Origin of the sequence: Nostoc sp. NZL, assembly GCF_015714705.1 — a bacterium.
Taxonomy (GTDB): Bacteria; Cyanobacteriota; Cyanobacteriia; order Cyanobacteriales; family Nostocaceae; genus Nostoc; species Nostoc foliaceum_A.
Genome location: NZ_WBKL01000054.1, coordinates 1 through 9,224 on the forward strand (window position 1 = coordinate 1; position 9,224 = coordinate 9,224).

Annotated in this window: 7 protein-coding genes; 2 read left to right on the plus strand and 5 right to left on the minus strand. The window is 40.0% G+C overall.

The genetic code is table 11. The features are described from left to right. Positions 1-230 precede the first annotated feature (230 nt). Positions 231-1,406 (plus strand): AI-2E family transporter, encoded by a 1,176-nt coding sequence (locus F8R90_RS07735; RefSeq protein ID WP_196510267.1) that lies wholly within the window; start codon positions 231-233, stop codon positions 1,404-1,406. 24 nt (positions 1,407-1,430) lie between these two features. Here F8R90_RS07735 and F8R90_RS07740 read toward each other — a convergent pair whose 3' ends face one another. Together F8R90_RS07740 and F8R90_RS07745 are read right to left on the minus strand one after the other, a co-directional pair. Then, positions 1,431-2,759 carry a serpin family protein gene (locus F8R90_RS07740; protein ID WP_196510268.1) on the minus strand — a complete coding sequence of 443 codons (1,329 nt, stop codon included), beginning with the start codon at positions 2,757-2,759 and terminating at the stop codon, positions 1,431-1,433. 414 nt (positions 2,760-3,173) lie between these two features. Next, positions 3,174-4,769, minus strand: coding sequence for a S8 family serine peptidase (locus F8R90_RS07745; protein ID WP_196510269.1), 1,596 nt, complete (start codon positions 4,767-4,769; stop codon positions 3,174-3,176). A gap of 167 nt (positions 4,770-4,936) precedes the next feature. Here F8R90_RS07745 and rpe point away from each other — a divergent pair, with 167 nt between their 5' ends. Further along, positions 4,937-5,644, plus strand: a complete 708-nt coding sequence (rpe, locus tag F8R90_RS07750; RefSeq protein WP_114081048.1) for a ribulose-phosphate 3-epimerase — start codon at positions 4,937-4,939, stop codon at positions 5,642-5,644. Between the two features lie 268 nt (positions 5,645-5,912). Here rpe and F8R90_RS07755 read toward each other — a convergent pair whose 3' ends face one another. The 3 genes from F8R90_RS07755 to F8R90_RS07765 all read right to left on the minus strand — a co-directional run bounded on the left by F8R90_RS07755 (position 5,913) and on the right by F8R90_RS07765 (position 8,737). Continuing rightward, a complete protein-coding gene (locus F8R90_RS07755; RefSeq protein ID WP_196510270.1) occupies positions 5,913-6,098 on the minus strand; it encodes a hypothetical protein in 186 nt (61 codons plus the stop codon). 325 nt (positions 6,099-6,423) lie between these two features. Then, a complete protein-coding gene (locus tag F8R90_RS07760; RefSeq protein ID WP_196510272.1) occupies positions 6,424-6,894 on the minus strand; it encodes a HetP family heterocyst commitment protein in 471 nt (156 codons plus the stop codon). Between the two features lie 1,150 nt (positions 6,895-8,044). Beyond that, positions 8,045-8,737, minus strand: coding sequence for a hypothetical protein (locus F8R90_RS07765; RefSeq protein ID WP_196510271.1), 693 nt, complete (start codon positions 8,735-8,737; stop codon positions 8,045-8,047). Positions 8,738-9,224: the final 487 nt, after the last annotated feature.

A 9,224-nucleotide genomic window follows, 5' to 3' on the forward strand; every position in this document is an offset into this window, starting at 1 on the left:
GGCAGGGGGCGGGGGGCAGGGGGGAAAATTCTTCTCCCTTGCTCCCTGCTCCCTGCTCCCTTGCTTCTTCCCGACTCCCCACTCCCCACTCCCCATTCTCTTTTGGTTCAAAATTTCCCATTTGGGTTAGTCTAACTCCTAAACTAGAAGGATGAATAAGACTCATATAGTTAGAGATAATAAGCTGTAAAGAAAGATTTCATTTAGTTCTATCCCGCAATTAGCTCAAAATGCAGACACGCAAGCTACTCGACTGGTGGCAAACATTCACACCAATAGCGCGAATCGTGGCGATCGCGTTATTCGTTCCGCTGCTAGTTCTTAATGGTTGGGCACTTTCGGTATTTTTTGATTATTTCCATTCTCTCATAGTCATTTTAGTCGGAGCCTCAGTGCTAGCATTTCTGCTCAACTACCCCGTGAGCTGGATGGAGCATCATGGTGCTAGGCGAGAGCAAGTCGCTATTCTAGTATTTCTCTTGGCTTTATCGATTTTATTGGCGTTGGGTGTTACACTTTTTCCGCTGGCCCTTACCCAAGCTCAACAACTGGTAGCTCGCTTGCCAGAGTTAATCGACTCTGGACGCTCTCAGTTAATGATATTAAACGAAAAAGCTGAGACTTTTGGCTTACCGATTAACCTCGATGCTCTGGTAGTGCAAATCAACGATCGCGTCAAGGGACAATTGCAAGCGATCGCTGGACAAGTTTTAAATCTGGCGGTAGTTACAGTCACTAGTCTGCTAGATATTCTCTTGACGATGGTTTTGACTTTCTACCTTTTACAGCATGGAGGTGAACTTTGGCAAAGTTTAGTAGAATGGTTACCCTCTAAATTCCGTGATCCTTTCTCCAAAACAGTCCGCCTGAGCTTCCAAAATTTCTTCATCACCCAGCTAATTTTATCGACGTGTATGGCATCGGCCCTCATTCCTACCTTTTTGTGGCTGAAAGTGCCATTTGGTCTACTATTTGGCCTAACTATTGGTCTGATGGCTCTCGTCCCCTTTGGCGGTTCTGTAGGTATCGCCCTGACTACATTATTGGTAGCCTTGCAAGATTTCTCAATGGGTGTGAGAGTGTTGATAGCGGCAGTAATTGTACAGCAAATTCTCGAAAACTTAATCGCTCCCAGAATTTTAGGCAGCTTTACGGGTTTAAATCCAGTTTGGATTTTAATCTCGGTTTTGACAGGGGCAAGAATTGGTGGATTGTTGGGTGTAATAGTGGCAGTACCCACAGCTGTTGTAATTAAGACTGCTTTAAGTGCCTTGCGTCCTGGGAGCCTAAGCAACGAGGCAGACGACAGCGCCACTGGGGAAATAACTGCACCTATTGCAGCAAACGAGTCCCTGAAAGCTGACGCTAAAAACACTCTGAGCATTTCTGAAGCGACATTACCTTAAGGAGGCAGGAGGTTTTCTGCCTCCTCATTGTGGCTCGATGATGGAACCCATAAACAAAAGATTTCCCGTCTGATTATCCCTAATGGCACAGAAGAAGGGACGCTCAACAATCATTCGGAACGGTTCTGGTTCTTCTCTCAAAGATGTTGCTACTATTCCCACTGAAGTAGCCGCAGCCGCTTCGGTGCCTTCTTCGTTCACTTCCACAAACGTTTTATGCTTAACTTGGCTAATGGCAAAATTTTTACCCATGCCGGAAAAATTGGCTTTGTCGCTGAAAGCCTCTTCCATGCCTAAAGTTTTCAAGGCATCATTGAGTGTAACGTCGTAATCTATTTTGAAGCGGGGTAGGCGAATAAAGCCTTTTTGTTTGTTGAACTGAGTCATCCATTTTTGCCAGTTCTCAACATTTAAGTTTTGATAGAAGGCTTTGAGGTTAGAGTTTTGTTTGGGCAGGAAGATATAAAAACTCAACTTCCCATCTTTACCGTAAGGTAAACTAACTGCCTGAAACTGTTCGTTTTCATAGTACCTGTAGTCACCTTCCTGGGACATCATTGGGTGTTGTTTTCGTCTACCAGATGTGATGTAAAAAGGGTATTGAGCGGTTTGACTTTTGTCAAATTCGTTACTCCAATTGCCTTTAAAATATATGGCATTAATCAGAAACAATACTTGATTAGGTTCAATTGTTTCAACTATTTTAGTAATTTTACCCTTAGTATTTTCTTCTACCCAGTTATTGATAATACTAGATGCGGCGGCATCTTTAAAGTTTAAATTGCTGACCTTAGCTTGATAGAAATCCTGGGTTCTCTTGAGGAAGTCTGGCGCAAAGCTAACATCTTGATTTGCCCAAAGTGAGTTAGCAATGCTCAGTTGTACTTTCGCATCCTGATTGTCTAAAAGTTGCTTTAATACCGCCGCGTAAGAAGAGTTGATTTCTGGTAGATTCATTCCCTGTAATTCCAGGGTTTTTGCCATTGCTTGTTGAGTCGAGCCGCTAGCGCCGTTGTAGGTCATAGCAAGAGCGATCGCTACACTCGAAGGTGAGATAAAAACATTCTTCTCATTATCATCTTTCAGAACTTCTGAAAATAGTTTAAATCCAAACTTGTTGCTAGAGTCAACTATTCTTGTATCAGTCTTGACTGTTTTTTTTTGCAATGGAGTTTCTGGCTGAGGTAAACTAGATTGGGCGAGGGCATTTTTGTTACTCTCGACTTGAGAACACCCTAATACGCTGAATAGAACAACACTTGCAGCTGCCAGAGCATAACGTCTGCCCAGACTCACACCGTAACGTCTTTGCAAGAAATTTTCTTTCGCATCACTCAATTTTTGCCGATTCATTCTGCTACCTCACTTGCCAAAGATTCCCGATCTGTGCTCATGCTTGACGCAGATACTGTGTCAATGATTAACTATTGCATTTGCTGCAATAGAAAAATAGGACTGTTACAGTTTTTGTAACAGCAAGTTACTAGCTCAAAGGAATTAAACACAACTTATTAGAGTTGCTAATTCCTAATTGAAGCGGCTATGCAGACGAATTATGAACAATCTGGATTTTTAGGAATTTTCTTATTTATATATAAAAGTATTGTAGACTACTTAATCACAAAATAACCACCACTCTTGGTTTTTAAAGATCAAATCACGTTTCTCAGTTCACGAAATACCAAACTTTTGTAGGGACATACGGCTGTAGGCCCCTATAAAGGTTCAAATAGATGAAAAACGCTGTAATAGTTGTGCGCCCTTATTTTAATTGATAGGTACACTCCACCAAGCTAAACTATAAGGTTGAGTCGCTTCATTTAACTTTTGACGAAACTGGACGCGGATTTTGTAATTGCCAGTAGCAGCAACGGGGCAGAAAATATGTTCTACACTATCAATTTGGCTGGCTGAGGAACAAACAGTACCAGCATCTGAATTTTGAGCATCGGCTTTTACTAAGTATAGGTCGAGATTATTTAAGCCGCGATCGCGAAAATTTTCGCCCATGTCATATTGCTGGTTTTTATTTTTATCGTTGAGTTCTACTAATCGATCCCAACTAAGGGTAACAGCAACAAAACTTCCCTGCTTTAACGGTTTGGCTAATATATAGTCAACATAGGCTCCAACATCCACTGTGCGATAATCCCAACCAATAGCCGGCACCGCAGCTGATGCCTGCCATTGACCAGCACTAAATTGCTGATAAGCGCGAAATACATTTAAATGACCCGCTCCCATTTGTGCATCTAAAGGAATCTTTGGATCTTTATAAGCATCAGAATCTAGCCAGTTTTGATTTTGTTTATCAATTAGTGTTCGGCCCATTCCCAACCGTAAGCCATCGCCGCTATCTAGGATTTTGTCTGCTGAATTTAGCAATACAGCTTTCATTACTTGATGACGCCGAGCATCAATGCTCCAGTTGCGTTGTTTTGTCCGCATCTGTCGGTCAGCAAGTTCCTGCAACAGAGCAACAGTAGCCGTAACTTGAGGCGCTGCAAAACTCGTACCTGTAACCTTATTCAATTTGCCGTCTGGATTGAGCAAGGAAATATTATTCCCAGGAGCAACTAAACTGATAGCGCGACGCCCATCAAGATTAAACTCCTTGCCAGCTAGCCTTCGACTCGCTCCTTGGTTAGCACCCGCCAGATTAGCCACGTCTACTTTGTTAAAAACTCCCCCTCTGCGAGATGAAAAAGCCACGTTCATTCCGTTAAAATTATCTGTAGGAATCGGAATACCGCCCTTACCTTGGTTGCCTGCGATCGCATACAAAACATCATGAACGCGACTAGACCAGTCAACACATAAAGTTAGTAAAGCATTGCCATCTAAAATAGCCTCTGGTCTAGGATCGCGGCTCAGAGGTTCACCAAAGCTAAAGTTAATGGCACGGACATCGCCACTATTTTGTAGCGCTATGTGCTGGGCCGATAAGCACTCTTCTGGCTGACCCATGTTTTTAGTGGAACCCACCGCAGACGAATACAGTCGCGCTCCCGGAGCAACTCCCGGCAAAGCTTTGTCTTGACTCACCATGACACCAGCGACATTGTAGGCATGGGGATCAACACCGCTATTAGACTTAGCTGGCCCATTGCGTAAGAACACCGCTGCTAAAGATATGGCGCGATTTTTAGACACCGCCTTATCCCAGCCAAACATTCCCGGTCGGCCAATTTCCACTTGACCAATAGCAATCTTACGACCGATTAAATTATAAGGAGGTTGGTGTAGCTTCAGAGCATCAATGCCGTTAGTTCCTAAAGCAGATTCTAAAGCCGAAGCAATTACCGGCGCACTCAGACAAGATGCACTTAATCCCCAAATTATCCAGGTTAGTTTTTTAGTCATTTGTCATTTGTCATTGGTCATTGGTCATTGGTAAAGAATTAGGAGTTAGGAGTTATTATTCTCCCTCTGCTCTCCATTCCCCAAAAAAGCCGGGATCAAAGTTATGAGTCTTGCTCAATGTTTTGTTACAATGCGTACAGACGAGGACGCTTAAAAACCCACTAGCCATGACCCAAAACCTATCTCAAAAGCCCATTGTAATTTCTCCATCTATCCTATCAGCCGATTTTAGTCGTCTGGGTGACGAAATTCGCGCCGTAGACGCGGCCGGAGCAGATTGGATTCATGTTGATGTCATGGACGGTCGTTTTGTACCTAATATTACGATAGGCCCTCTGATTGTGGAGGCGATTCGTCCGGTTACGACCAAGCCACTGGATGTCCACTTGATGATTGTGGAGCCAGAAAAATATGTAGAGGGATTTGCTAAGGCGGGTGCCGATATTATCTCTGTACACTGTGAGCATAATGCTTCCCCACACCTGCACCGCACCTTGGGGCAAATTAAAGAGCTTGGTAAAAAAGCTGGAGTTGTACTTAATCCTGGTAGCCCTCTAGAGCTAATTGAATACGTTCTAGATTTATGCGATTTAGTACTGATTATGAGCGTCAACCCTGGTTTTGGTGGTCAGAGCTTTATCCCTGGTGTATTACCCAAAATCCGCAAGTTGCGTCAAATGTGTGATGAACGTGGTCTTGACCCTTGGATTGAAGTGGATGGAGGACTCAAGGCAAATAATACCTGGCAAGTTTTGGAAGCGGGAGCTAATGCAGTTGTCGCCGGTTCAGCTGTATTTAACGCTAAGGATTATGCTGAGGCTATTACATCAATTCGCAACAGCAAGCGTCCTACCCCAGAATTAGCCAAGGTTTAATTCATTTTTGGATTAAATGTACTCCACAAAAATTAGGGTGGGCAATTTGCCCACTTTATTTTTATTTAGACATAAAAAACTGGAAGTTATTCAAGTTTTGAACTTCCAGTAGTTGCTATATAAATTGAAAATTTAGAAAACAGAGATAATCCAGGTTGGGAGGACTAGGATTACAATAGTCGAAAGAAAAGCGTATGAACTACTAGTTCTACCAGCCACGACTAACGATTTTACCGAAACTTTTCTATTTCCGTTTCTGGTATTGGTGTTAAGCGTTTGCTTTATTAACTAAAGCAACACCAATCACAGGATAAGAAGTTTTATAAGTATTACTCGCACCGTCTGCAGTCGGTGAAAGCTCTGTAAAGTTTGGATTGGGAGAAGCTACCGCTCCAAATTCTCTTTGCTCAGACTTCCTCGAAAATAGAACCACCAGTAGCAACGGTTTGATCATCGATCTTGGCCTAGGAGTTATTTACTCCATGACATGCTGACTACTTTTGTAATCAGTTTGATTTACTTCATAGTCAGAACTAATCATTGATTTTATTTTTTAAAATTAACTTGCTTGCCGCCAATCACCTCTATTTTTGTTGAAGTTGTAGTTTTTATTAGTTTACCAATCTCATCAATATATATTTGCCATTTTGGCAGATTTTTTTAAAAATATCAAATGAATCACCGCTATAGAAAACCTGCCATGCTAGAAATTTTTAATTAGCATAGCAGGCTCTCCTCTCAGGCACTCTAGGGCAGAATCTATTGATTCCAAATAGCCTTTAATTGAATCCACAGCGTTTCAAGGAAATATCTTGAGTACTTTCTGGCTTTATTTGCGATTTCATTGATTGATGATCGTTAATTTGTTGTACCAATCTCTGATCTAAACTACCACCACGAATTTCTGATTTTTGCTTTCCGACTACTTCCAGATAAGCTAGGTCTTTGATTTTGCTTAAGCAGCTGGATGACACATTACTATCAGATATTGAATCATTAGCATGCTTCAGCATTTTTATATTTTCACTTTGCTGGTGATTTGGCCTACTGGCTTTAGAGTTTTCTTTTAGCAACCGATTATAGGTGCGATATGGAATGTAATGGAGAGGATTATAGCCAGCAAATCGCAGCATTAAAACACATGCCCAGGAATATTTTCCAGCAAGAATTGCTTCAACTACTTTGTCAAATTGTTGAGCTTTCACTGTTTTGTCTAAGTTACTACTAATGCCAGCAATGTCTTGATTCATCATAGTTTTTAATTATCTGAGATGAAGTAAACTAGTTTAGCTTTTGCGATTGTTGGTGTTTCAATTGAGGCTTACAAACTGCTTAGTTAGTGAAAGGTAAATTTTTACCTTTTGTCTTTTCATATGACTGGTAGGACAAAAGTCTCACGTGGCTCTTGGTAGATACAATGTGTCCTTTTAAACTTTTTCAACTCCTAATTCAACAAAGTTTATCTGTTCAAGCGGTTGTATTTCTTACTACTGCTGAATTAGGCATTTTCCGGGAAATTTGCATATTTTTTGGGTTAGTAGAGAAAATTTATTTATTTTTGGTCGTTAACAACGCTATTCGTCTTTATACTATTTTTTGCCGTTAATGTCATCTACTAAATTAACAGATTTATAAGTTAAAGTTACTGAATATATTTCGCTACTTACATGCATATTGTGCAACTTTTAATTTTGTCCCCTTTTGCTAGTTTGTGAGGGGTCTTACCCCCCACACAATATCAATTTAAACCTTTTATTATTGTCGAGTCGCTAGAAAATATTACCATTAACCATGAGGTAAAACAACTTCTAAAAATAGTAATTTTATAGAGGCTGTAAAGAAATGAGCAGCCATAAGTATTGAAAATATATTTTAAATATTTTCAACTATATAATATTATTTATTGACTTTGTAAATATTGATTTGCAAAGCCTACGGTTTTAGCTAATCTAAATAAAATGGCTGTAAACTACTCATGAAATACTCATGAAGATTATCTAGGAATTACAGATAGCCTAGTTCTGAAAGATAATTAGTGATGAGTAGTAATACAGAGATCTTTAACTATCATCAACTTGGTTAAGCAAAACATCTATAATAAGATGTTCTTAACAAAAAAATGTAGGCAGCTAAACTTGTGCAATTTTAGATAATTTATTAATAAAAACAAAGGTAATTAACAGAGGATGTTGCTAAACTAATTCAGCAACCTTTTGTGTCTATATTAATATTTAATATATTTATATAAGTGAGATTAAAAATGTATCGGTAGTTATGCTAAATGCTAAGAAAAACAACTAATTACTAGAAGCTATTAATTAGTGCCTTGCTTTAAGAGGATACCTCGGTCTAGAACAAGGATATAGTCGACATGATGAAGGTGATACAAGCTTGATTAATCTAGACTAAGTTATGTTGAAATTGGTGGCCCAAATCGCTATCTAGGGTACTAGTTGCTTTATCTAAAATTAGAATTGCTGTGTTCTTAATCAGTGCGCGAGAAAATGAAGCAAGAATAATTTCTCTGAGTGATTTTCGGTAATGCCACAATGTTCGCCAATAGTGACATAAGGAGAGTTTCTCATCCTTGAGGGCATTCAAGTTTTCGGTAAGGTCTAAGAGTAGGACATATCCTGTCCAGCTAGCTTCACCTATGGCTGGATTACTTAATGTGCGATCGCCTTTAACTCGCCAGACAACTATATAATGAATTTCTTGCCAATTAGCTACCCACGGGTTATAATATGAGTCCAGCTTCCTAAGACTCGCCCTCACTGCTAGCACTTCCAAGAGCAAGCGAGTTGAAGCCTCTCGTTCAATAGTTACGTTTGACAGAATTAGCTGCACCCGACCCTGGCAAACTGAATAGAGAAAATTTGTATTGTCTTCAGTTTTCCCATCTAGACCGTAGATATTTGTCTCTTCGCCTAGTTGAAACTCATGGAGAACACAAACTTCGGTAAGTTGCGATTCTAGGTTTGTATCCTCTGCAACTAACCTCAAAAATTTGAGTATAGCCACTTTTGGAGTGGGAGACTGTTGGTTACTTAATTTCACATCTCCCCGAACTCTTGATGACGAAGAGGAGTTCATGGTTTAACTTCGGTTTTTTGGGTAAACTTACTAACTTGTGCGACGTGAGTATTTATAGAGCAAAAAAATTGATAATTCTTTCGCTGATTTGGTTTTACATCATTACAATAGCCTATGTAAAACGCAATTCCTTGTGTTTTTAATCACCCAATGCTTCAATTTCATTTCTCAGATTTATGGCTAAAGCTAGTAATAGTTGCATTTTTTGAAAGAGTGGTCTTGAATTCTCAATCCTTCAACTCTTACCATTACTGAAATTTTCCTTCGCTTCCGGAAACACTCGGAAAATAAAATCACAAATCTAGACTCTGCTTTCTTAGATGAAGACAGGCTAAATTTGGCATTGCGCACAGTATACAGCACTTGCGTCTATTATGAGGTACACTAGATTAAAATATAAATACTTTTAAATGAAGTCATATTCTGTCGATCTACGAGAAAAAATAGTTGCAGCACATCTTGAGAAAAACATCTCAATCAGGAAAGT